The following is a 25,732-nucleotide window of genomic DNA, read 5'->3' as shown; positions in this document are numbered from 1 at the left end:
GACTCGTTCTCCGCCCTGCTCGCCCAGAAAGGCTGACCGATGAGCACTCCGCCCTCAGACCGGATGGAAGCCGCCCTTCCCGCGATCCGTCTGCTCCAGAAGCGCGCGGCCGATCTCGAGGCCCAGCGCACGGAGCCGATCGCGGTGGTGTCGATGTCCTGCCGCCTGCCGGGGGGCATCGGGACGCCGGAGGCGTTCTGGGAGCTGCTGGCCGGCGGCGGGGACGCGGTGGGAGGTCTGCCCCGGCGGTGGGAGGGCATGGACCTGTACGACCCGGACCCCCAGGCGGTGGGCAAGTCCTATGCCCGCGAGGGCGGTTTCATCGAGGACATCGAGGGCTTCGACGCGGAGTTCTTCGGCATCTCCCCGCGTGAGGCGCTGTCGATGGACCCGCAGCAGCGGATCGTCCTCGAGACGGCGTGGGAGGCCCTGGAGCGGGCGGGCATCCGCCCCGGCACCCTCAACGAGTCGCGTACGGGCGTCTACCTGGGCACCATGGGCTCGGACTACGACGCCCTGACCCACTACGACCTGGAAGCCCTCGACGGCTATGTGAGTTCGGGCAACGCGAGCAGTGTGCTGTCGGGCCGGGTCTCCTATGCGCTGGGCCTCCAGGGCCCGGCGGTCACGGTGGACACGGCGTGCTCGTCGTCGCTGGTCGCCACCCACCTCGCGATCTCGGCGCTGCGCAGCCGGGAGTGCGGTCTCGCCCTCGCCGGCGGGGTCACCGTGATGTCGACACCGTCCACGTTCGTGGAGTTCAGCCGCCTGGGAGGCCTCTCGGCCGACGGGCGTTGCCGCAGCTTCTCGGCCGGCGCCAACGGGGTCGGCTGGGCCGAGGGCGCGGGCGTCCTCCTGCTCAAGCGGCTCTCGGACGCGGAGCGCGACGGGGACCGGGTGCTGGCCGTGATCCGGGGCAGCGCCGTCAACCAGGACGGCCGCAGCCAGGGCCTCACCGCCCCCAACGGGCCCGCCCAGCGCCGCGTCGTGCAGGACGCGCTGACCGCCGCGAGGCTCACCCCGGACGACATCGACGTGATCGAGGCCCACGGCACCGGCACCACGCTGGGCGACCCGATCGAGGCCGGCGCCCTGGCGGAGGTCTTCGGGCCCACGCGTACCCAGGAGCGGCCCCTCTACCTGGGGTCCTCCAAGTCGAACATCGGCCACGCCCAGGCGGCGGCGGGTGTCATCGGCGTGATCAAGGCCGTGCTGGCGCTCCAGCACGAGTCGCTGCCGAAGACCCTGCACGCCGACGAGCCGAGTCCGCACATCGAGTGGGACGGCTCCGGTCTGGAACTGCTCCAGGAGGCCCGGCCGTGGCAGCGCGGCGAACGCGTCCGCCGTGCGGGCATCTCGTCGTTCGGCCTCAGCGGCACCAACGCGCACCTCGTCCTGGAGGAAGCCCCCGCGACGGAGCCGGCCGTACCCGCCGAGTCCGGCGGCGTCACGCTGCCGGTGCTGGTGTCCGGGCGTACCGAGTCCGCTCTGCGGGAGCAGGCGGGCCGGTGGGCCGACTGGCTTCAGGCCCGGCCCGGGACCCCGCTCGCGGAGGTGGCCGCCACCGCCGCCCTGCACCGCACCCACTTCGACTCCCGCGCCGGCGTCCTCGCCGCATCCGCGGAGGAGGCGGTGGCCGGTCTGCGGGCGCTGGCGGAGGGCCAGGCGCACGAGAGTGTCGTCACCGGGACCGCGCAGCCCCACGGCAAGACCGTGTTCGTCTTCCCCGGCCAGGGCAGCCAGTGGACCGGCATGGGCCGCGACCTCCTCAACGAATCCCCCGTCTTCGCCGAAGCGATCGACGCCTGCGACACCGCGCTGAAGCCGTTCACCGGCTGGTCCGTGCGCGACGTCCTCACCGGCGACGGCGGCGACCACCCGCCCCACGACCGCGTCGACGTCGTCCAACCCGCCCTCTTCGCCATGGGCATCGCCCTCTCCGCCCAATGGCGCTCCCTCGGCATCCACCCCGACGCCGTCATCGGCCACTCCCAAGGCGAAGTCGTCGCCGCCGTCGTCGCCGGCGCCCTCACCCTCGACCAAGGCGCACAAATCGTCGCCCAACGCTCCCAAGCAGTCCTCACCTGCTCAGGCACCGGCGGCATGGCCCTCATCGAACGCCCCCACACCGACGTCACCAACCACATCGCCCCCTACGGCGACGCCCTCGCCATCGCCGCCATCAACACCACCACCTCCACCGTCGTCTCCGGCGAAACCCACGCCATCGACCACCTCGTCACCACCCTCACCAACGACGGCATCTACGCCCGCAAAGTCAACGTCGACTACGCCTCCCACCACCCCCACATGGACCCCCTCCTGCCCCAGCTCAAAGCAGGATTCACCAACATCACCCCCACCCACACCACCACCGCCTTCTACTCCACCGTCACCGGACAACCCACCCCCGGCACCCACCTCGACGCCGACTACTGGTGCCACAACCTCCGCCAACCCGTCCGCTTCGACCAAGCCCTCACCCACCTCCTCAACGACCACCACACCACCTACATCGAAATCAGCGCCCACCCCGTCCTCGCCATGCCCCTGACCAACGCCGCAACCGAACACGCAGGCACCGTCACCGGCACCCTCACCCGCAACCACGGCACCCTCCGACAAATCCTCACCAACCTCACCCTCCTCCACACCCACGGCCACCCCACCGACTGGACCCACACCCTCCCCACCACCACCCACACCCCCCTCCCCACCTACCCCTTCCAACACGAACGCTTCTGGACCGACCCCACCAAAACCCCCCAGGACACCACCACCCTCGGCCTCCACCCCCACACCCACCCCTGGCTCACCGCCACCACCACCCTCGCCAACGGCGAAGGCCACCTCCTCACCGGACGCCTCTCCCCCACCCAACACCCCTGGCTCACCGACCACACCGTCTACAACACCCCCCTCCTCCCCGGCACCGGACTCCTCGAACTGGCGTTGGCGGCTGCCCGCGAGGCGGGGGCGGCGGGTGTCGGAGAGCTGACGCTGACCGAGCCGCTGGTGGTGCGGGATGCCGTACGGCTCCAGGTGCTGGTCGGTCCGGAGGCGGACGAGCGCCGGCCGCTCTCGGTCTTCAGCCAGTCGGAGGACTCGCTGGGCGGGGTGTGGCGACGGCACGCGACGGGTGAGCTGGTGGCGGTCTCGCCGGACGACGGGGACGGGGCCGGGGCCGGAAGGCTCGCCCAGTGGCCGCCGGCCGGTGCCGAGCGCGTGGAACTCGACGGGTACTACGACCGGTTCGCGGGGCAGGGCCTCGGCTACGGGCCCGCCTTCCAGGGGCTGCGCGAGCTGTGGCGGGACGGGGACAGCGCCTTCGGCCTGGTGCGTCTTCCCGAGGAGACCGGTCCGGGCGACTTCGGCGTGCACCCCGCGCTGCTGGACGCCGCCCTGCACGCCATCGCGGCCCTGCGGGACGGGGACGACTCGGTGGTGCTGCCCTTCGAGTGGGGCGGCGCGGAGCTGCTCGCCGCGGGCGGCACGGAGCTGCGCGTCGAGGTCGTGCTCGACCGTGGGGCGTCCGTCGCCCGCATCCGGGCGGTGGACGGCTCGGGTGAGCCGGTCCTGTCGGTGCGCGAGCTGCGGCTGCGGGAAGTGACGTCCGACCGGATCCGGGTCGCCGAGCCGGTGGAGCACCTGTACCGGGTGGCCTTCGAGCCCCTGCGTGCGGCGGTCCCGCGCACGGCCGCCGCCGGTGACGGCGACGGTGCGGGCGCGCTCGACGACGCGGTGGTCCTGGGCGAGCGTTCCGGGCTGTCCGCCGCGCTCGGCCTCGAGGCGGCCGCCGACGTGGAGGCCCTGCTGGCCGGGGAGTCGGTGCCGGGTCTCGTCCTGGTGGACGCGACGCGTCCGGTCGCGGGCGAGGGCGGTGGGGCCGCCCGTGCGGCCGCAGACGCCCTGACGACGCTGCGGAGCCTTCTCGGCGAGCCGCGCCTCGCGTCGACGGCGCTGGTCTGGGTGACGCGCCGGGCCGTGGGCGAGGACGTGGACGATCTGGCGCACGCCCCGCTGTGGGGACTGCTGCGGACCGCCGCGAACGAGTACGGCGAGCGTGTGCTGCGGCTGGTGGACCTGGATGCCGGGGCGGTGGACGCGGAGCTGCTGGAACAGGCCGTCTCCGTCGAAGGCGAGCCGGAGATCGCGCTCCGCGACGGACGGATACTCGTCGCCCGCCTCACCCGCGCCGAACAGCCCGAACACAGCGACACCCCCCGCTTCGACCCCGAGGGCGCGGTCCTGATCACCGGCGGCACCGGAGAACTCGGACAGGCACTCGCCACCCACCTCGTGCGCGAACACGGCATCCGCCACCTCGTCCTCACCTCACGACGCGGCACGGACGCCCCGGGCACCGACGACCTCCTCACCAGCCTCACCGAGGCCGGAGCCGACACCGTCACCATCCACGCCTGCGACATCACCGACCACCACCAGACCCACACCCTCATCACCACCCTCACCCGCCCCCTCACCGCCGTCTTCCACCTCGCCGGAACCCTCGACGACGGACTCCTCACCACCCAGACCACCGAACGCCTCCACACCGTCCTCGCACCCAAGATCGACGGCGCCCTCCACCTCCACACCCTCACCACCGACCACCCCCTCACCGCCTTCGTCCTCTACTCCTCCGCCGCCGGTGTGCTGGGCACTCCGGGGCAGGGCACGTACGCGGCGGCCAATGCCTTCCTCGACGCGCTGGCCCACCACCGCCGCGCCCGGGGCCAGGTCGCCACCAGCCTCTCCTGGGGCCTGTGGGAGCAGGCCGGCATCGGTATGACCGCCCACCTCGGCGACGCCGAACTCGCCGACATCCGCCGTCAGGGCGTCGGTTCGCTGACGGCGTCGGAGGGGATGCGGCTGCTCACCGCCGCGCTGGACCAGCCGTACGCGCATCTCGCGCCGGTGAAGCTGGAGCTGGCGGAGTTGCAGCGGGCCGCGGACCGGGGCGGCGAGGTCGCGCCGAGGTTCCGCGGGCTGGTGCGTGCGCGGCTGCGGCAGGCGGGACGGGACGCGCAGCGGCCGTCGGCGCTCCGGGACCGCCTGGCGGTCCTCTCCGACGACCAGCGGCGCCAGGAGCTGATGCGTCTGGTGTGCGACGAGGCGGCGATCGTGCTCGGCGTCTCCGACTCCGCGGGCCTCGGTCCGGACCAAGTGCTGAAGGACCTGGGCATCGACTCGGTGATGGCGGTCGAGCTGCGCCGCCGTCTGGCGGACCAGACGGACACCGCCCTGCCGGCGACCCTGGCCTTCGACTACCCGACCCCGTCCACCATCGCCGGACTCCTCCTCGACAAGCTGGACCTGACGCAGGTTCCCCAGCGCACGGCCGTTTCCCGGCGTGCCCGGCGCTCCGGAGGGGACGAGCCGATCGCGGTGGTGTCGATGTCCTGCCGCCTGCCGGGCGGCATCGACACCCCCGAGGCGTTCTGGGAGCTGCTGGCCGACGGCGGGGACGCCGTGGGAGGTCTGCCCCGGCGGTGGGAGAGCCTGGGTCTGTACGACCCGGACCCGGAGGCGGTGGGCAAGTCCTATGCCCGCGAGGGCGGTTTCATCGAGGACATCGAGGGCTTCGACGCCGAGTTCTTCGGGATCACCCCGCGTGAGGCGCTGTCGATGGACCCGCAGCAGCGGATCGTCCTGGAGACCGTGTGGGAGGCCCTGGAGCGGGCCGGGGTCCGCCCCGAGGCGCTGTCCGAGTCCCGAACCGGGGTCTACCTGGGCACCATGGGCTCCGACTACGACAACCCGCACAACCACGACTACGACGCGCTGGACGGCTACCTCGGCACGGGCAACACGAGCAGTGTGCTGTCGGGCCGGGTCTCGTACACCCTCGGGCTCCAGGGTCCCGCGCTGACCGTGGACACGGCGTGCTCGTCGTCGCTGGTCGCCACCCACCTCGGGGTGACCGCCCTGCGCAACGGCGAGTGCGACACCGCCCTCGTCGGCGGCGTCACCGTCATGTCCACCCCCGCCCTCTTCGTCGAGTTCAGCCGCCTCAAGGGCATGGCCGCCGACGGCCGCTGCAAGAGCTTCTCCGCCGGCGCCGACGGCGCCGGCTGGGCCGAGGGCGCGGGCGTCCTCCTCCTCAAGCGGCTCTCCGACGCGGAGCGCGACGGGGACCGGGTGCTGGCCGTGATCCGCGGCAGCGCCGTCAACCAGGACGGACGCAGCCAGGGCCTCACCGCCCCCAACGGGCCCGCCCAGCGCCGTGTGGTCCAGGACGCGCTCACTGCTTCCCGGCTGTCCCCGGACGACATCGACGCCATCGAGGCCCACGGCACCGGCACCAGCCTCGGCGACCCCATCGAGGCCGGGGCGCTCACCGAGGTCTTCGGACCCACCCGGACACCCGAACTCCCGCTGTATCTCGGATCGTCCAAGTCGAACATCGGCCACGCCCAGGCGGCGGCGGGCGTCGCGGGCGTCATCAAGATGATCCTCGCCCTCCAGCACGAATCCCTGCCGAAGACCCTCCACGCGGACGAGCCCAGCACCCACATCGAGTGGGACGGCTCCGGTCTGGAGCTGCTTCAGGAGGCCCGGCCGTGGCAGCGCGGCGAGCGCGTCCGCCGCGCCGGCATCTCCTCGTTCGGCCTCAGCGGCACCAACGCGCACCTCGTGATCGAAGAGGCGCCCGCCGTCGAGACCACGCACGGTACGGGGACGGATGGTCCCGTCGAGGGTCCTGCGCTGCCGTTGCCGGTGCTGGTGTCCGGGCGTACCGAGTCCGCGCTGCGGGAGCAGGCGGGCCGGTGGGCCGACTATCTGGAGGCCCGGCCCGGGACCCCGCTCGCCGAGGTGGCCGCCACCGCCGCCCTGCACCGCACCCACTTCGACTCCCGCGCCGGCGTCCTCGCCGCATCCGCCGAAGAAGCCGTCGCCGGCCTGCGGGCGCTGGCGGAAGGCCAGGCGCACGAGAGTGTCGTCACCGGGACCGCGCAGCCCCACGGCAAGACCGTGTTCGTCTTCCCCGGCCAGGGCAGCCAGTGGACCGGCATGGGCCGCGACCTCCTCAACGAATCCCCCGTCTTCGCCGAAGCCATCGACGCCTGCGACACCGCCCTGCGACCCTTCACCGGCTGGTCCGTCCGCGACGTCCTCACCGGCAACGGCGGCGACCACCCGCCCCACGACCGCGTCGACGTCGTCCAACCCGCCCTCTTCGCCATGGGCATCGCCCTCTCCGCCCAATGGCGCTCCCTCGGCATCCACCCCGACGCCGTCATCGGCCACTCACAAGGCGAAGTCGTCGCCGCCGTCGTCGCCGGCGCCCTCACCCTCGACCAAGGCGCACAAATCGTCGCCCAACGCTCCCAAGCAGTCCTCACCTGCTCAGGCACCGGCGGCATGGCCCTCATCGAACGCCCCCACACCGACGTCACCAACCACATCGCCCCCTACGGCGACGCCCTCGCCATCGCCGCCATCAACACCACCACCTCCACCGTCGTCTCCGGCGAAACCCACGCCATCGACCACCTCGTCACCACCCTCACCAACGACGGCATCTACGCCCGCAAAGTCAACGTCGACTACGCCTCCCACCACCCCCACATGGACCCCCTCCTGCCCCAGCTCAAAGCAGGATTCACCAACATCACCCCCACCCACACCACCACCGCCTTCTACTCCACCGTCACCGGACAACCCACCCCCGGCACCCACCTCGACGCCGACTACTGGTGCCACAACCTCCGCCAACCCGTCCGCTTCGACCAAGCCCTCACCCACCTCCTCAACGACCACCACACCACCTACATCGAAATCAGCGCCCACCCCGTCCTCGCCATGCCCCTGACCAACGCCGCAACCGAACACGCAGGCACCGTCACCGGCACCCTCACCCGCAACCACGGCACCCTCCGACAAATCCTCACCAACCTCACCCTCCTCCACACCCACGGCCACCCCACCGACTGGACCCACACCCTCCCCACCACCACCCACACCCCCCTCCCCACCTACCCCTTCCAACACGAACGCTTCTGGCTCGAGACCACGAGCCGCGGCACCCATCCCGGCTCTCTCGGGCTGGACGCCTCGGCCCACCCGTGGCTGGGAGCCGCCACCGCGCTCGCCGACGGCGAGGGGCACCTCCTGACCGGACGTCTCTCCCCCGCCCAGCACCCCTGGCTCACCGACCACACCGTCTTCGAGACCCCGCTCCTCCCGGGCACGGGACTCCTCGAACTCGCCTGGACCGCGGCCGCCGAGACCGGCGCCACCCATGTCGAGGAACTGACCCTCGCCGAGCCTCTCGTCCTTCCCGAGCCCGGTGACACCGCGAGCCACATCCGGCTCCAGGTCACCGTCGGCGCGGCGGAGGCCGACGGGCGGCGTCCCCTCTCGGTGCACAGCCGGCGCGAGGACACCCAGGAGGAGTGGACGTGCCACGCCACCGGCCTGCTCGGCGGCGACGGCTCCGGTGACGACGGAACGGGGCGCGAGTTCGCGGAGCTGGCCCGCTGGCCGGTCTCCGGTACGCAGCCGCTGGACGTGGACGCCTTCTACGAGCGGTACGCGGCCCAGGGGATCGGGTACGGCCCGGCGTTCCGGGGTGTGACCGAGCTGTCGCACCGGCCCGGCAGCGCGTTCGCGCTGGTGCGGCTGCCGGAGGAGCTAGACGGATCCGCCTACGGCGTGCATCCGGCGTTGCTCGACGCGGCGGTGCAGACACTGGCGGCGGCGCGCGACGCGGACGCCGCGGCGGGTGCGGAGCCCGGTCAGGTGCTGCTGCCGTTCGAGTGGAGCGACGCGGTGCTGCACCGGGCCGGCGCCGGCGAACTGCGCGTACGCGCGGACTGGGACCAGGAGGCCTCGGAGGGCCGGGTCCTGGTGGTGGACGCCGCGGGCGGTGCGGTGGCCTCGGCCCGGCTGCGGGCCAGGGCGGCGACGCCGGAGCAGATCCGCGCGAGCCGGCCGGTGGAGCACCTCTACCGGGTGGAGTTCCAGGCAGTGCCGCTGCCCACCGCGGCGCCGAACCCGCTCACCTGGGTCCTCGGCGGCGGAGACCGCCTCGCACAGACGCTGGGCGCGCACCGGGTGGAGGATCTGGACTCGCTGGCGGCCCAGTTGGAGGACGCCGTCGTACGGCCCGCGCGCCTCGTCGTGGACGTGACCGGCAAGGTTCCGGGGGACAGCGCACAGGCTGCCCGGCAGCTGGCCGCGGACACTCTGGAGGTTCTGCGGTTCACGCTGGGCGAGCCGCGTCTGGAGTCGGCCGAACTGGTCTGGGTCGCCCGCGAGTCGGTGGTGGCTGTGGCGTCCGACGTTCCGGACCTGGCGCAGGCGCCGTTGTGGGGTCTGCTCCGCGTCGCCCGCAACGAGCACCCCGAGCGGTCGATCCGCCTCGTCGATCTGGGCGCGGAGGAAGGCGCGGAGGATGCGGAGGCAAAGGCGCTGGGCCAGGTGCTCGGTGTCGCCGGGGAGCCGGAGCTGGCGGTGCGGCAGGGCGTCGTGTACGTGCCGCGCCTGACCCGGGTCGGGCAGCCGGACGGCGAGACGGCCGGGGCTCCGCGCTTCGATCCCGAGGGCGCGGTCCTGATCACCGGCGGCACCGGAGAACTCGGACAGGCACTCGCCACCCACCTCGTGCGCGAACACGGCATCCGCCACCTCGTCCTCACCTCACGACGCGGCACCGACGCCCCCGGCACCGACGACCTCACCACCACCCTCACCGAGGCCGGAGCCGACACCGTCACCATCCACGCCTGCGACATCACCGACCACCACCAGACCCACACCCTCATCACCACCCTCACCCGCCCCCTCACCGCCGTCTTCCACCTCGCCGGAACCCTCGACGACGGACTCCTCACCACCCAGACCACCGAACGCCTCCACACCGTCCTCGCACCCAAGATCGACGGCGCCCTCCACCTCCACACCCTCACCACCGACCACCCCCTCACCGCCTTCGTCCTCTACTCCTCCGCCGCCGGCATCCTCGGCGGCGCAGGCCAGAGCACCTACGCCGCCGCCAACACCTTCCTCGACGCACTCGCCCACCACCGCCGCACCCAAGGCCAGGTCGCCACCAGCCTCTCCTGGGGCCTGTGGGAACAGGCCGGCACCGGCATGACCGCCCACCTCGGCGACGCCGAACTCGCCCGCATGCGCCGCCAGGGCGTCACCGCCCTCACCACCCCCCAGGCCCTCCACCTCCTCGACACCACCCTCACCTCCCACCACCCCCACACCATCCCCGTCAAACTCGACCTCGCGACGCTGCGCCGGGAGGCGGAGCGGAGCGGTGACGTGCAGGCCCTCTTCCGGGGCCTGGTGCGGGCGAGGCGGCGCCGGGCCGGAACGGGGGCGGCGGCACCGGGCGCGCTGCGCGACCGGCTGCTGGCGCTGCCCGAGGAGGAGCGGCACCCGTCGGTGCTGGAGCTGGTGCGGAGCGAGGTGGCCGGCGTCGTCGGCATGGCGGACGCCGCGGGCATCGGCAGCCACCAGGTGCTGAAGGACCTGGGCATCGACTCGGTGATGGCGGTCGAGCTGCGCCGCCGCCTGTCGGCCGCGGCCGGGGTGCCGCTGCCGGCGACCCTCGCCTTCGACTACCCGACCCCGTCCGCCATCGCCGGACTCGTGCTCGGAAAGCTCGACCTCGGCGGGGCGGGATCGGGTTCCCCGGCCGCCCGCCTGACGAAGAACCAGATCGACGCGCTCGTGGAACTGCTGCGCTCCGCGACGCCGGAACAGCTCGCGGGACAGGGCCTGGTCGCAAGCTTCGTGGATCTGCACACGGCACTGTCGAAGACGGCCGCCGCCGAGCCCGGCGAGCCCGACATGGACGCCGCAGACGTCACGGACAGCAGTCAAGAAGATCTCTTCGAATTCCTGGACCGCAAGTTTGGAGTGGGCAAGTGAGCGCTACCGACGTGCAGAAGCTCGAGACCTATCTGCGGCGCACGACGAACGCGCTGCTTCAGGCCGAGAACGACCTCGCCTCGGAGCGCGCGGCGAAGACGGAGCCGATCGCGGTCGTGTCGATGTCCTGCCGCCTGCCGGGCGGTATCGACACCCCCGAGGCGTTCTGGGAGCTGCTGGCCGACGGCGGCGACGCCATCGGCGGCCTGCCCCGGCGGTGGGAGGGCATGGACCTGTACGACCCGGACCCGGAGGCGGTGGGCAAGTCCTATGCCCGCGAGGGCGGTTTCCTCGACGACATCGAGGGCTTCGACGCGGAGTTCTTCGGCATCTCCCCGCGTGAGGCGCAGTCGATGGACCCGCAGCAGCGGATCGTCCTCGAAACGGCGTGGGAGGCCCTGGAGCGGGCGGGCATCCGCCCCGAGGCGCTGACCGAGTCGCGTACGGGCGTCTACCTGGGCACCATGAGCTCCGACTACGGCAAGCAGGCGGGCCTCGGGGACCTGGACGGATACGTCAGCACCGGCAACGCGAGCAGCGTGGTGTCGGGCCGGGTCTCCTATGCGCTGGGTCTCCAGGGCCCGGCGGTCACGGTGGACACGGCGTGCTCGTCGTCGCTGGTCGCCACCCACCTCGGGGTGACCGCCCTGCGCAACGGCGAGTGCGACACCGCCCTCGTCGGCGGCGTCACCGTCATGTCCACCCCCGCCCTCTTCGTCGAGTTCAGCCGCCTCAAGGGCATGGCCGCCGACGGCCGCTGCAAGAGCTTCTCCGCCGGCGCCGACGGCGCCGGCTGGGCCGAGGGCGCGGGCGTCCTCCTCCTCAAGCGGCTCTCCGACGCGGAGCGCGACGGGGACCGGGTGCTGGCCGTGATCCGCGGCAGCGCCGTCAACCAGGACGGACGCAGCCAGGGCCTCACCGCCCCCAACGGGCCGTCGCAGCAGCGCGTCGTCCAGGACGCGCTCACCGCCGCGAGGCTCACCCCGGACGACATCGACGCCATCGAGGCCCACGGCACCGGCACCAGCCTCGGCGACCCCATCGAGGCCGGGGCGCTCACCGAAGTCTTCGGACCCACCCGGACACCCGAACTCCCGCTGTACCTCGGCTCGTCCAAGTCGAACATCGGCCACGCCCAGGCAGCCGCCGGCGTCGCGGGCGTCATCAAGATGATCCTCGCCCTCCAGCACGAATCGCTGCCGAAGACCCTCCACGCGGACGAGCCCAGCACCCACATCGAGTGGGACGGCTCCGGTCTGGAGCTGCTCCAGGAGGCCCGGCCGTGGCAGCGCGGCGAGCGTGTCCGCCGTGCGGGCATCTCGTCGTTCGGCCTCAGCGGCACCAACGCGCACCTCGTCCTGGAGGAAGCCCCCGCGACGGAGCCGGCGGTACCCGCCGAGTCCGGCGGCCGCACGCTGCCGGTGCTGGTGTCGGGGCGTACCGAGTCCGCGCTGCGGGAGCAGGCGGGCCGGTGGGCCGACTGGCTTCAGGCCCGGCCCGGGACCCCGCTCGCGGAGGTGGCCGCCACCGCCGCCCTGCACCGCACCCACTTCGACTCCCGCGCCGGCGTCCTCGCCGCATCCGCCGAAGAAGCCGTCGCCGGCCTGCGGGCGCTGGCGGAAGGCCAGGCGCACGAGAGTGTCGTCACCGGGACCGCGCAGCCCCACGGCAAGACCGTGTTCGTCTTCCCCGGCCAGGGCAGCCAGTGGACCGGCATGGGCCGCGACCTCCTCAACGAATCCCCCGTCTTCGCCGAAGCGATCGACGCCTGCGACACCGCGCTGAAGCCGTTCACCGGCTGGTCCGTGCGCGACGTCCTCACCGGCAACGGCGGCGACCACCCGCCCCACGACCGCGTCGACGTCGTCCAACCCGCCCTCTTCGCCATGGGCATCGCCCTCTCCGCCCAATGGCGCTCCCTCGGCATCCACCCCGACGCCGTCATCGGCCACTCACAAGGCGAAGTCGTCGCCGCCGTCGTCGCCGGCGCCCTCACCCTCGACCAAGGCGCACAAATCGTCGCCCAACGCTCCCAAGCAGTCCTCACCTGCTCAGGCACCGGCGGCATGGCCCTCATCGAACGCCCCCACACCGACGTCACCAACCACATCGCCCCCTACGGCGACGCCCTCGCCATCGCCGCCATCAACACCACCACCTCCACCGTCGTCTCCGGCGAAACCCACGCCATCGACCACCTCGTCACCACCCTCACCAACGACGGCATCTACGCCCGCAAAGTCAACGTCGACTACGCCTCCCACCACCCCCACATGGACCCCCTCCTGCCCCAGCTCAAAGCAGGATTCACCAACATCACCCCCACCCACACCACCACCGCCTTCTACTCCACCGTCACCGGACAACCCACCCCCGGCACCCACCTCGACGCCGACTACTGGTGCCACAACCTCCGCCAACCCGTCCGCTTCGACCAAGCCCTCACCCACCTCCTCAACGACCACCACACCACCTACATCGAAATCAGCGCCCACCCCGTCCTCGCCATGCCCCTGACCAACGCCGCAACCGAACACGCAGGCACCGTCACCGGCACCCTCACCCGCAACCACGGCACCCTCCGACAAATCCTCACCAACCTCACCCTCCTCCACACCCACGGCCACCCCACCGACTGGACCCACACCCTCCCCACCACCACCCACACCCCCCTCCCCACCTACCCCTTCCAACACGAACGCTTCTGGACCGACCCCACCAAAACCCCCCAGGACACCACCACCCTCGGCCTCCACCCCCACACCCACCCCTGGCTCACCGCCACCACCACCCTCGCCAACGGCGAAGGCCACCTCCTCACCGGACGCCTCTCCCCCACCCAACACCCCTGGCTCACCGACCACACCGTCTACAACACCCCCCTCCTCCCCGGCACCGGACTCCTCGAACTCGCCTGGACCGCGGCCGCGGTGACCGGCGCCTCCCGCGTCGAGGAGCTGACCCTCGCCGAGCCGTTCGTCCTTCCCGAGGCCGGTGACACCGCGAGCCACATCCGGCTCCAGGTCACCGTCGGCGGGCCGGACGCGTCGGGCCGCTGCGAGGTGGCCGTGCACAGCCAGCAGGAGGACGGCCAGGAGACGTGGACGTGCCACGCCACCGGCCTGCTCGGCGGCGACGCCGCGGACGAGGACGGTGCGGACGGCCCCGGTTCCGGTGACGCCTCCGCGCTGGCGCAGTGGCCGCCGGCGGGCGCCGAGCGCGTGGAACTCGACGGTCTCTACGACCGGCTGGCGGGGCAGGGCCTCGGCTACGGGCCCGCCTTCCAGGGGCTGGGCGAGCTGTGGCGCAAGGACGGCGTCGGGTACGGCCTCGTCCGTCTCCCCGACGAGGTCGGGCCGGGCGAGTTCGGCGTGCACCCCGCGCTGCTGGACGCCGCCCTGCACACGCTCGCGGCGCTGCGCAGCACCGATGAGGCCGTGATCCTGCCCTTCGAGTGGAGCGGTGCCGAGCTGCGGTCGACCGGGGCCGGTGAACTGCGGGTCCGGGTGGAACTGGACGAGGCGCAGTCGTCGGCGCGCCTGCTGGCCGCCGATCCGTCCGGGCATGTCGTGGTGTCGGGGACGCTGGCGCTGCGCGAGGCGACGCGGGAGCAGATCCGCGGGAGCCGCGCGGCCCGGCATCTGTACCAGGTCTCGTTCACCCCTGCCCGCGCGCTGCGCGAGATGCCGCACGACGACCTGTGGGTGGTCGGCGGGGCGGACGGCCTGGCCCGTGCGCTGGGTGCCGAGGCGGTGCCGGACCTGGCGGCGGCGCTCGGCGCGCTCGGCGAGGACGAGCAGCCGCCCGCGCGCATCGTGGTGGACGCCACGGGCGCCGCGCCGGGCGACGACGCTCCGGACGCGGAGTCGGTGCGCGGTGCGGCCGCGGCCGTGCTGACGCAGGTGCAGGACGTGGTCGCGGAGCCGCGGCTCGCCGGGACCGAGCTGGTCTGGGTGACCCGCGGTGCCGTGGGCGAGGGCGCGTTCGACCTGGCGCACGCGCCGGTGTGGGGCGTGGTCCGCGCGGCTCGTGCGGAGTCCCCGGAGCGTGTGCTGCGGCTGGTGGACCTGGATGCCGGAGCGGTGGACGCGGAGCTGCTGGAACAGGCCGTCTCCGTCGAAGGCGAGCCGGAGATCGCGCTCCGCGACGGCCGGATACTCGTCGCCCGCCTCACCCGCGCCGAACAGCCCGAACACAGCGACACCCCCCGCTTCGACCCCGAGGGCGCGGTCCTGATCACCGGCGGCACCGGAGAACTCGGACAGGCACTCGCCACCCACCTCGTCACCGAACACGGCATCCGCCACCTCGTCCTCACCTCACGACGCGGCACCGACGCCCCCGGCACCGACGACCTCCTCACCACCCTCACCGAGGCCGGAGCCGACACCGTCACCATCCACGCCTGCGACATCACCGACCACCACCAGACCCACACCCTCATCACCACCCTCACCCGCCCCCTCACCGCCGTCTTCCACCTCGCCGGAACCCTCGACGACGGACTCCTCACCACCCAGACCACCGAACGCCTCCACACCGTCCTCGCACCCAAGATCGACGGCGCCCTCCACCTCCACACCCTCACCACCGACCACCCCCTCACCGCCTTCGTCCTCTACTCCTCCGCCGCCGGCATCCTCGGCGGCGCAGGCCAGAGCACCTACGCCGCCGCCAACACCTTCCTCGACGCACTCGCCCACCACCGCCGCACCCAAGGCCAGGTCGCCACCAGCCTCTCCTGGGGCCTGTGGGAACAGGCCGGCACCGGCATGACCGCCCACCTCGGCGACGCCGAACTCGCCCGCATGCGCCGCCAGGGCGTCACCGCCCTCACCACCCCCCAAGCCCTCCACCTCCTCGACACCACCCTCACCTCCCACCACCCCCACACCATCCCCGTCAAACTCGACCTCGCGACGTTGCAGCGGGACGCCGATCGCGACGGTGAGACGCGTCCGCTGTTCAGGTCGCTGCTGCGCGCGCCGCGCCGGCGGGCGGCAGGCTCCCTGGACGGCGGCACGCTGCGCGACCGGCTCGCGCCGCTCGCCGAGGAGGAGCGCCGCCAGGAGCTGATCGGGCTGGTGTGCGGTGAGGCCGCCGTGGTGCTGGGCATCGCGGACGCTTCGGCACTCGGGGCGGGCCAGGTGCTGAAGGACCTGGGCATCGACTCGCTGATGGCGGTCGAGCTGCGCCGCCGCCTGTCGGCCGCGGCCGGGGTGTCGCTGCCGGCGACCCTGGCCTTCGACTACCCGACCCCGTCCGCCATCGCCGGACTCCTCCTCGACAAGCTCGCCCTGGGCGGGACGCCGAAGCCGACGGCCTCGCGCCGTGCCCGGCGCACCGGAGGGGACGAGCCGATCGCGGTCGTGTCGATGTCCTGCCGCCTGCCGGGCGGCATCGACACCCCCGAGGCGTTCTGGGAGCTGCTGGCCGGCGGCGGCGACGCCGTCGGTCCGTTCCCGGCACGCTGGGACGGGCTCGACCTGTACGACCCGGACCCGGAGACGCCCGGCAAGTGCTATGCCCGCGAGGGCGGTTTCCTCGACGACATCGAGGGCTTCGACGCCGAGTTCTTCGGGATCACCCCGCGTGAGGCGCTGTCGATGGACCCGCAGCAGCGGATCGTCCTGGAGACCGTGTGGGAGGCCCTGGAGCGGGCCGGGGTCCGCCCCGAGGCGCTGTCCGAGTCCCGGACCGGTGTCTACCTGGGCACCATGGGCTCCGACTACGGGAATCTGCACAACCACGACTACGACGCGCTGGACGGCTACCTGAGCACGGGCAACGCGAGCAGTGTGCTGTCGGGCCGGGTCTCGTACGCGCTGGGGCTCCAGGGGCCCGCGCTGACCGTGGACACGGCGTGCTCGTCGTCGCTGGTCGCCACCCACCTCGGGGTGACCGCCCTGCGCAACGGCGAGTGCGAGACGGCGCTGGTCGGCGGCGTCACCGTGATGTCGACTCCGGCGACGTTCGTGGAGTTCAGCCGTCTCAAGGGCCTGTCGGCCGACGGGCGTTGCCGCAGTTTCTCGGCGGGCGCGGACGGCGCCGGCTGGGCCGAGGGCGCGGGCGTCCTCCTGCTCAAGCGGCTCTCCGACGCGGAGCGCGACGGAGACGACGTGCTCGCCGTCATCCGGGGCAGCGCCGTCAACCAGGACGGACGCAGCCAGGGCCTCACCGCCCCCAACGGGCCGTCGCAGCAGCGCGTCGTCCAGGACGCGCTCACCGCCGCGAGGCTCACCCCGGACGACATCGACGCCATCGAGGCCCACGGCACCGGCACCAGCCTCGGCGACCCCATCGAGGCCGGCGCCCTGGCGGAGGTCTTCGGTCCCACCCGAGCCCAGGAGCGGCCCCTCTACCTCGGCTCGTCCAAGTCGAACATCGGGCACGCCCAGGCAGCCGCCGGCGTCGCGGGCGTCATCAAGATGATCCTCGCCCTCCAGCACGAATCCCTGCCGAAGACCCTCCACGCCGACGAGCCCAGCACCCACATCGAGTGGGACGGCTCCGGTCTGGAGCTGCTTCAGGAGGCCCGGCCGTGGCAGCGCGGCGAGCGCGTCCGCCGTGCGGGCATCTCGTCGTTCGGCCTCAGCGGCACCAACGCGCACCTCGTCCTGGAGGAAGCCCCCGCGACGGAGCCGGCCGAGACGGCGGCCGAGTCCACCGGCACCCCGGCCCTCCCGGTGCCCATCGTCCTGTCGGGCCGGGACGGAACGGCGCTGCGCGCACAGGCGCACCGCTGGGCCGACTGGCTTCAGGCCCGGCCCGAGACCCCGCTCGCGGACGTGGCCACCGCCGCCGCCCTGCACCGCACCCACTTCGACTCCCGCGCCGCCGTCCTCGCCGCATCGGCCGAGGAGGCCGTCGCCGGCCTGCGCGCCCTGGGCGAGGACGCCTCGCACGCCGGGCTCGTCCGGGGCGAGGTGACCGGGGACACCGGGCTCGGTGTCCTGTTCACCGGGCAGGGCAGCCAGTACGCGGGCATGGGACGGCAGCTGTACGAGGCGTTCCCCGCCTACCGCGCCGCCTTCGACGCCGTGTGCGCGGCCGTCGACCCGCACCTGGGGAGGTCCCTGGCGGAGGTGGTCTTCCCGGACGCCGTCCCGGACGGGGACGACGGCGACGCCACGGGCTCGGGCGCACTCGTCCACGCGACCGAGTACACCCAGCCCGCGCTGTTCGCCCTGGAGGTCGCGCTCTACCGGCTGTGGGAGTCGTGGGGCGTCACCGCGACGGCCGTCGCGGGGCACTCCGTCGGCGAGTTCGCCGCGGCCCACGTCGCCGGAGTCCTGAGCCTCCCGGACGCGGCGGGGCTCGTGGTCGCCCGCGGCCGGCTCATGCAGTCCTGCCGCACGGACGGCGCCATGGTCTCCGTCGAAGCGGGCGAGGACGCGGTGCTCGACGCGATCGGCGACCGGCCCGGCCTCGGCATCGCCGCTCTCAACACCCCCGCGCAGACGGTCGTCAGCGGGGACGCCGACGCGGTCGACGCCCTCGCGGCGGACTTCGCCGGGCGGGGTCTGCGCACCCACCGGCTGACCGTCTCGCACGCCTTCCACAGCGCGCACATGGACACGATGCTCGACGCGTACGCCGCGGTGGCGGCCGGCTGCGACTTCCGGGCGCCCGCGATCCCGCTGGTGGACACGCGGACCGGAGCCTGGCACGCCGGCGACACCGCCGCCGGGGAGGGCGTCCGTTCGCCGGAGCACTGGGTGCGGCAGGTCCGCGAGGCGGTCCGGTTCACCGATGCCCTCGGCACGCTCGCGGAGCACGGTGTGCGGCGCTTCCTGGAGTGCGGGCCGGCTCCCGCGCTCACCCACATGGGCACGCAGACGCTGGACCCCGCCCACTTCACGCCGAGCATGCGCCCCGCCAAGGGCGGGGAGGGCACGGCGGACGAGCCGCGCACCCTGCTGGCCGCGCTCGCCCGGCTGCACACGGCGGGCCTCCCGGTCGACTGGTCGCGCACCCCGCTGTCCGGCGCGTTCCGCGCCGCCGGACTGCCGACGTACGCCTTCCAGCGCACGCGGTACTGGAAGGAGCAGTCGTCCCGCACGGACGTCCGCGGGTCGGGTCTGGGGCAGGGCAGCCACCCGTGGCTGCCGGCGACGGCGGTGCTGGCGGGCGGGGACGGGCATCTGCTGTCCGGCGCCGTGTCCACGGCCGACCACCCCTGGCTGACCGGGCACGCCGTGTTCGACTCCGTGCTGCTGCCCGGCACCGGTCTGCTGGACCTGGCCTGGGCCGCCGCGGACACCGTGGGCGCCGCCCGCGTCGCGCACCTCACCCTGGGCCGGCCCCTGGTCCTCGACGGGTCCGCGCGGTCGCGGATCCAGGTGCGCGTCGGCGAGCCGTCGCAGGACGGACGACGGGCGATCACCGTGTACAGCCAGCCCGAGGACGCCGTCGACCCGCAGGTGTGGACCCTGAACGCCGAAGGAGAGCTGGACGACGTCCGGGTTCCGGCGGCTGCGGACGGCGACGGCTTCGCCGAGCTGAGCGCCTGGCCCGTGCCCGGGGCCGAGAGCGTGGAACTGGACGGCTTCTACGCCGGGATGGAGGCCCGGGGAGTCCGGTACGGCTCCGCCTTCCGCGGTCTGACGGAGCTGTACAGCCGGGACGGTGTCGCCTACGGGCGGATCCTGCTGCCCGACGCCACGCCCGGCGCGGACGGGTTCGGGCTGCACCCGGCCCTGTTCGACGCGGCCCTGCACACCCTCGCGGGCACGGCACCGGACGGGCAGGACGCCGAGGGCGACACGGTGCTGCTGCCGTTCGCCTGGTCGGACGTCACCCTGTACGCGACGGGTGCGAGGGAGCTGCGGGTCCGGGTCGAGCTGACGGAGTCCGGCGAGGGCGCCGAGACCAGCGCGTCGGTGTTCCTCGCCGACGGCACGGGCCGGCCGGTGGCATCGGCCGGCGGCCTGCGCCTGAAGCGGGCGAGCGCCGAGCAGCTGCGCTTCGACGGGCCCGGCGCGGCCGACCACCTGTACCGGGTGGAGTTCCAGCCGGTGGAGCCGGAGGCGCTGACGGCACCCGGTGCCGACACCACCGCCGGCCCGCTGGTCATCGGCGACGCCGACGGGATCGTGGCGCGCTCGCTGCACGCCCCGGCCTTCGCGGATCTCGACGCGCTCCTCGCCGCCGACCCGGCGCCGCACCGCATCGTGGTGGACCACACCGCGCAGCGCCCGGATGGAGCCGGAGCGTCCACGGCCGGGCAGGCCCATGCCGTGGCCGCGGCGGAACTCGCGCTGGTGCAGCAGCTGCTGGCGTCACCCGCGCTGGCGGACACCGAGGTCGTGTGGGTGACGCGGGACGCCGTCGGCGCCCGCCCGGAGGACACGGTCGCGTCGCTCGGCACCGCTCCCCTGTGGGGTCTGGTCCGCGCGGTGCGGACCGAGAGCCCGGAACGGACGTGGCGTCTGGTGGACGTCTCCGCCGACGCCGACGTCCCGGCGCTGCTCGCGGCGGCGCTGGGCGTCACGGGCGAGCCGGAACTGGCGCTCCGCGGCGAGCTGGTGTTCGTCTCGCGCCTCGCGCGGGCCGGCACCGACGGCACGGTCGCGGTGCCCGACTCCGGGGCGTGGGCTCTGGACGTGCGGGAGAAGGGCCGGCTGGACACGTTCGAGGCACTGCCGCTGGACACCGCGGAGCCGCTCGGCCCCGGCGAGGTCCGGATCCGGGTCCGCGCCGCCGGACTCAACTTCCGCGACGTCCTCAACGCCCTGGACATGGTCCACGCGCCGAAGTTCGGCCTGGAGTGCGCCGGCGTGGTCATGGAGGCCGGACCGGAGGTGAAGCACCTGCGGGCCGGTGACCGTGTCATGGGCCTGGCCGTCGGCTCCTTCGCCACCGAAGTCCGTGCCGACGCCCGCGTCATGACCCGTATCCCCGACCACCTCGGCTACGCCGAGGCCGCCACTGTCCCCCTCACGTTCCTCACCGCCTACCACGGTCTCGTGGACCTCGGCCGGCTCCAGCCGGGCGAGAAGCTCCTCGTCCACGCCGCCGCCGGCGGCGTCGGCATGGCGGCGGTGCAGCTCGCCCGCCACCTCGGCGCCGACGTCTGGGGCACCGCCAGCACCGGCAAGTGGCCCGCGCTGAACGCGCTCGGGCTCACGGACGACCGCCTGGCCTCCTCCCGCACCACCGAGTTCGCCGGGACGTGGCGCGACGTGCCCTTCGACGTCGTCCTCAACTCCCTGAGCCGGGAGTACATCGACAGGACCCTGCCGCTGCTCACCGAGGGCGGACGGTTCCTGGAGATGGGCAAGACGGACATCCGCGACCCGCAGCAGGTCACCACGGACCACCCCGGCATCCACTACCGGGCGTTCGACCTGATGGACAGCGGACCCGACCGCATCCACGACATGCTGGAGGAGCTGGCCGCCCTCTTCACCGACGGCGTCCTCCACCCGCTGCCGCACCACGCCTACGACGTCCGGGAGGCCCCGCACGCCTTCCGTCACATGGCGCAGGGACGTCACACCGGCAAGATCGTCCTGACCCTGCCGCAGCCCCTCGACCCCCGCGGCACCGCCCTGGTGACCGGCGGCACCGGCGCACTCGGACAGGCGCTCGCCGAGCACCTCGTCCGCGAGCACGGCGTCCGCCACCTCGTGCTGACCTCCCGTCAGGGACCGGACGCCCCCGGCGCCGGCGCCCTCACCGACCGGCTCCGCGCCGCCGGCGCGGACGGCGTCCGCATCCTCGCGTGCGACGTGAGCCGTCGCGAGGACGTCGCCGCCGTGGTGTCCGCCGTCTCCGCGGACCATCCGCTGACGGCGGTGGTGCACCTGGCCGCCGTCCTCGACGACGGCATCGCCCGCAACCAGTCGGCGGACCGGATGGCCGCCGTCCTGGCGCCGAAGGTCGACGGGGCGCTGCACCTGCACGAGCTGACCGCCGGCGAGGACCTGGCCGTCTTCGCGGTGTTCTCGTCGGTCGCCGGGCTGTTCGGTTCCCCCGGGCAGGTCAACTACGCGGCCGCCAACGCCTTCCTGGACGCCTTCGCCGCCCACCGCCACGGGCGCGGGCTGCCGGCGCTCAGCCTCGGCTGGGGGCTGTGGGACCAGGGCGGCACGGGCATGACCGCGCATCTCGGGGAGGCCGAGCTGGCCCGGATGCGCCGCGGCGGCGCCCGCCCGCTCGGGGTCGAGGAGGGGCTCGCGCTCTTCGACGCCGCGCTGCGCAGGCCCGAGGCGCACCTGGCCCCGGTCAAGCTGGACCTGGCGGCGCTGGGTCAGCAGGAGAACGTGGCACCGCTGCTCGGCTCCCTGGTGCGGCCGCGGCTGCGGCAGGCGTCCGCCGCGGCGCCGCAGGCGTCGGGCTTCCTCGACCAGCTGGCCGCCCTGGACGAGGCGGCGCGGCTGGAGACGCTGGTGGAGTTCGTCCGCGGCGAGGTGGCGGCCGCCGTCGGTCTGCCGGGCGCCCACGCGGTCGCCCCGGACAAGCCGTTGCAGGTGCTGGGCCTCGACTCGCTGATGTCGGTCGACCTGAAGAACCGGATCGCCGCCCGGACCGACACGGACCTGCCCAGCACCCTGGCGTTCGACTACCCGACGCCGACCAGGATCGCGGAGTTCCTGCTCGGCAAGCTGCGCCTGACGGGCGCGGCCGAGGACGTACCGCCGCAGGACCCCATGGCGGCCGCCCGCTGGGCCATCGGCAAGGCGGGTGCCGCGCTGCTGCGGGAGAGCGGACTGCTCGCGCAGCTGCTCGACCTGGCCCAGGGCACGAACGCGCCGAAGCAGCGCGGGGCGAGCGACGCCCTCCAGGCGGCCGAGTCGCTCAGCGACTCGGACATCGACCGGGCCCTCGACCTCGTGCTCGGCGACTTCGCCGCCTGACCGGTACCTGTGACGACGGAAGGAAGACAGTGATGAGCAACCGGATCGTGGTGATGGGCGGGGGGATATCCGGTCTGTCCGCCGCGCTGCTGCTGGCCCGGCGGGGCTTCGAGGTGACCGTTCTGGAGCGTGACCAGGCCCCGCCCGGGGAGCTGGCCGCGATCGGGGACTGGCACCGGCCCGGCGCCCCGCAGACCCGCCAGCTGCACACGTTCCTCGGACTGTTCCGGCAGCACCTCCGCACCCACCTGCCCGACGTGCTGGAGGACCTGCTGGCCCACGGCGCCGAGGAGGTCGGCATCGCGACGCCCTCCGGAGAGGCTGCCGCCGGCGCCGAGGACCTGGTGGTCCTGGCCTCGCGGCGCCCGACCGTGGAGTGGGCGCTCGAACGCGCCCTGCGCCGGGAGCCGGGCGCCGAGATCCGCTACGGCACGTCGGTGCGGCGGGCCGAGGTTCAGGACGGACGGATCAGCGGCGTCCTGGTGCGCGGCGGCGTCATCGACGCGGGCGTGCTCATCGACGCGGCCGGCCGGCGCTCCCCGCTGCGGGACGAGTTCACCGTCCTGGAGGGCGACGAGGAGTGCGGGGTCGTGTACAACACCCGCTTCTACCGGCTGCTGGACGGTGTGCCCCGGCCGCCGCTCAAGCGCGGCGTGACGACGATGGTCGCCGGCGACGGCTTCGGCGGCGGGCTGTTCTACCACGACAACCGCACGTTCGCGATCGGCATCGGCCGCCTCCCCGACGACAACGACCTGAAGGCGCTGCGCGAGGCTGACGCCTTCGACCAGGTCACCGCGCTCTTCCCGGAGTTCGAGCCGTGGCTGCGCGACGGCGCGTCCGAGGTGCTCACCGAGGTCGTGCCGATGGCGGGACTCCGCAACAGCCTGCGCGGTCTGGCGCCCGAGGCCCCCCTGGGCTACGGCGTGCTCGGCGACGCGCTCTGCACGACGGACCCGGCGTTCGGGCGCGGCGCGTCGGTGGCGATGCACCAGGCCGTGATGTTCGCCGAGGCGTTCGCGGGCGACCCGGGCTCGCTGCCCGGGCTCGTGCGGGAGGTCACGGCCCGCGCCAAGGAGTGGGTGCGGCCCTGGTACGACGACTCGGTCCAGGCCGACTTCGTCCGCACCCGGCTCTGGCAGGCCTCGGTCGACGGGCATCCGCTGCCGCAGGGGGCGGGGGTGCCGCCGGTGAGCCTGTTCAGCCTCATGGAGGCCGGCGAGCACGATCCGCACCTGTGGCAGGCGGCGCAGCGGGTGGCGGGGCTGCTGGCGCCGCTGGACAGCCTGGACACCCCGGAGAACCGGCGGCGTCTTCAGGAGGTCTGGGCGTCCGGCCATCGCCCGCAGCCGCCCTCCGGACCCAGCCGGGCGGACCTGGTCGAGGTGCTGGCAGCGTCGTCGCGCTGATCCCGGCGGGGCGGCGGGGCGCGGGTGCGCGCCCGCGCTGCCGCGCGGCGAAGCGCGGGGCGCCGGCAACGAGCAACGAGCAACGAGCAACGAGCAACGACGTCGTGAACGCGTCTCAGCCGGCGACGGCGCAAGCCGTGAGCCGTGCGGTCGAAGCGCCCGCGCACCGGACCCCCGAGGCGCGGGACTCCGAGACCCCGGGACATCAGGACTCCCGGACATCGGGGCTCCGGGACTCCGGAACATCAGGGCATCAGGGCATCAGGACGTGCGGGAACGAGGGAACGGAGGTACGCGGATGCGGCCCATCGCCTGTCACTGTGCGGGTTCCGGCCAGTTCGTCATGGCACGGCTCCGGCTCCGGCCGGTACCGGGCCGGCGGGGACCCCGGTCCGCCCGCGGCGCGGCTTCCGGCCGGTGTGCGGGACGGCGCGGCGCCCCTCCGGCCCACGGGGCTCCGGACGCCGCCGAGGACTGAGCGGCAGCCGCCCGGGGCGGTCACCGGCAACGGCGAGCGCGACGTGCTCGTCCGGTCCGCCCCGGGCGGGGCGGGGCGGACGAGCACGTCGCGCTGGAGTGGTGCGGGACCCGTCGCCTGCGGCGAGGACCGGGCGGAACCGGTCAGTCGGCGGTCCTGGCGACGAGGGCGGTCAGTTCCTGGAGGGAGTACTCACGGCGGCCGGGACGGCCGTAGCGGGTGAGCTTGCCGCGGGTGGCCCACTGCCGGATGGTGGCCTCGGAGACGCCCGCGGCGAGAGCGGCGAGCTTGGTGGGGACCGTGCGGGTGCCGGCGTTCTTGACGGGGGTCATGGTTCGCCTTCCGTGAGTGCGTGGTGTCGGGGCGGGTCGGCCGGGCGGGACGCCGGCCGGACTCACGCGAGACTGCTCAGCAGCAGCCAGCGGTCCGGCGGCAGCACATGACCGGCCGTGCAGCGCACCGCGTGCGTCTGGCCGGGTCCGCGCACCGTGAGGACGCGCTCCGGGCAGTCGCCGACCGGGCACGGGCCGAGCTCCTGGGGGACCGCCGGCCGGGGCTCGAGCGCCGAGCGGGCGACGTTGACGGCCCTGCGGACCTCGGCCGCGCACTCGCCCGCCGCCGGGTGGGCGGCGAGCCAGTCGACATGCCGGGCGAGGAACGCGGCGAGCGGGCCCGCCTCGCGCCGGGACGGGCCCCCCACGCGCCGCTCGGCGATGACGGTGCCGGCCCAGGAGGCGAGCACCGGAATCATGTCACCGCGGGCCTGCAGGGCCGCTTCGTTGAGCCGGATGCCCTGCCGGGCACGGCCCGAGCTGACCCGTTCCGTGATGCCCGGCCGGGCCGGCGAGAGCACCTCTCCGCAGTCCTCGTACAGGGCCGGCAGCGAGCCGAGATCGTCCCGCAGCCGGTCGCGGCACACCTGGCAGAGCCGCTGCCCCGGGGCGGCGGTCCGCGGCTGGAACTCCCCGGACCGCCGGTCGCGCCGGCAGTGGCCCGCTTCGCACAGTGACTGAATCGCCATCCGTTCTCTGCTTCCCTCCCCCGTTCCCGCCGGGTTCCGGCGGGGTCCTACAGACAGGGCAAGTATGGCGCGG

Annotated in this window: 5 protein-coding genes; 3 read left to right on the top strand and 2 right to left on the bottom strand. The window is 73.8% G+C overall.

Features of this window, described 5'->3' with window-relative positions; all coding sequences use genetic code 11:
• The first annotated feature begins 39 nt into the window (after positions 1-39).
• From IAG43_RS33715 to IAG43_RS33705, 3 genes are read left to right on the top strand one after another with little or no spacing between them, the layout of a single operon-like run.
• Complete coding sequence (locus IAG43_RS33715; protein WP_187744944.1) at positions 40-10,890, top strand: type I polyketide synthase; 10,851 nt, start codon at positions 40-42, stop codon at positions 10,888-10,890.
• Positions 10,887-22,751: a type I polyketide synthase gene (locus tag IAG43_RS33710; protein ID WP_187744943.1), complete on the top strand. Its 11,865-nt coding sequence runs from the start codon at positions 10,887-10,889 to the stop codon at positions 22,749-22,751. The genes IAG43_RS33715 and IAG43_RS33710 overlap by 4 nt, the downstream gene beginning before the upstream one ends.
• 32 nt (positions 22,752-22,783) lie before the next feature.
• On the top strand, positions 22,784-24,160 hold the full coding sequence (locus IAG43_RS33705) for an NAD(P)/FAD-dependent oxidoreductase (protein WP_187744942.1): 1,377 nt from the start codon (positions 22,784-22,786) through the stop codon (positions 24,158-24,160).
• 621 nt (positions 24,161-24,781) lie between these two features.
• On the opposite strand, the gene IAG43_RS33700 is transcribed toward IAG43_RS33705, so the two are convergent.
• Both IAG43_RS33700 and IAG43_RS33695 read right to left on the bottom strand, forming a co-directional pair.
• The gene (locus IAG43_RS33700; protein WP_187744941.1) at positions 24,782-24,970 is read right to left on the bottom strand and encodes a MerR family transcriptional regulator; all 189 of its coding nucleotides are present in this window, start codon (positions 24,968-24,970) and stop codon (positions 24,782-24,784) included.
• A gap of 62 nt (positions 24,971-25,032) precedes the next feature.
• Positions 25,033-25,659, bottom strand: coding sequence for a hypothetical protein (locus IAG43_RS33695; protein WP_187744940.1), 627 nt, complete (start codon positions 25,657-25,659; stop codon positions 25,033-25,035).
• Positions 25,660-25,732: the final 73 nt, after the last annotated feature.

The sequence above is a fragment of the Streptomyces genisteinicus genome (assembly GCF_014489615.1).
Lineage (GTDB): Bacteria > Actinomycetota > Actinomycetes > Streptomycetales > Streptomycetaceae > Streptomyces > Streptomyces genisteinicus.
This window is presented reverse-complemented; position numbering and strand designations above follow the sequence as displayed.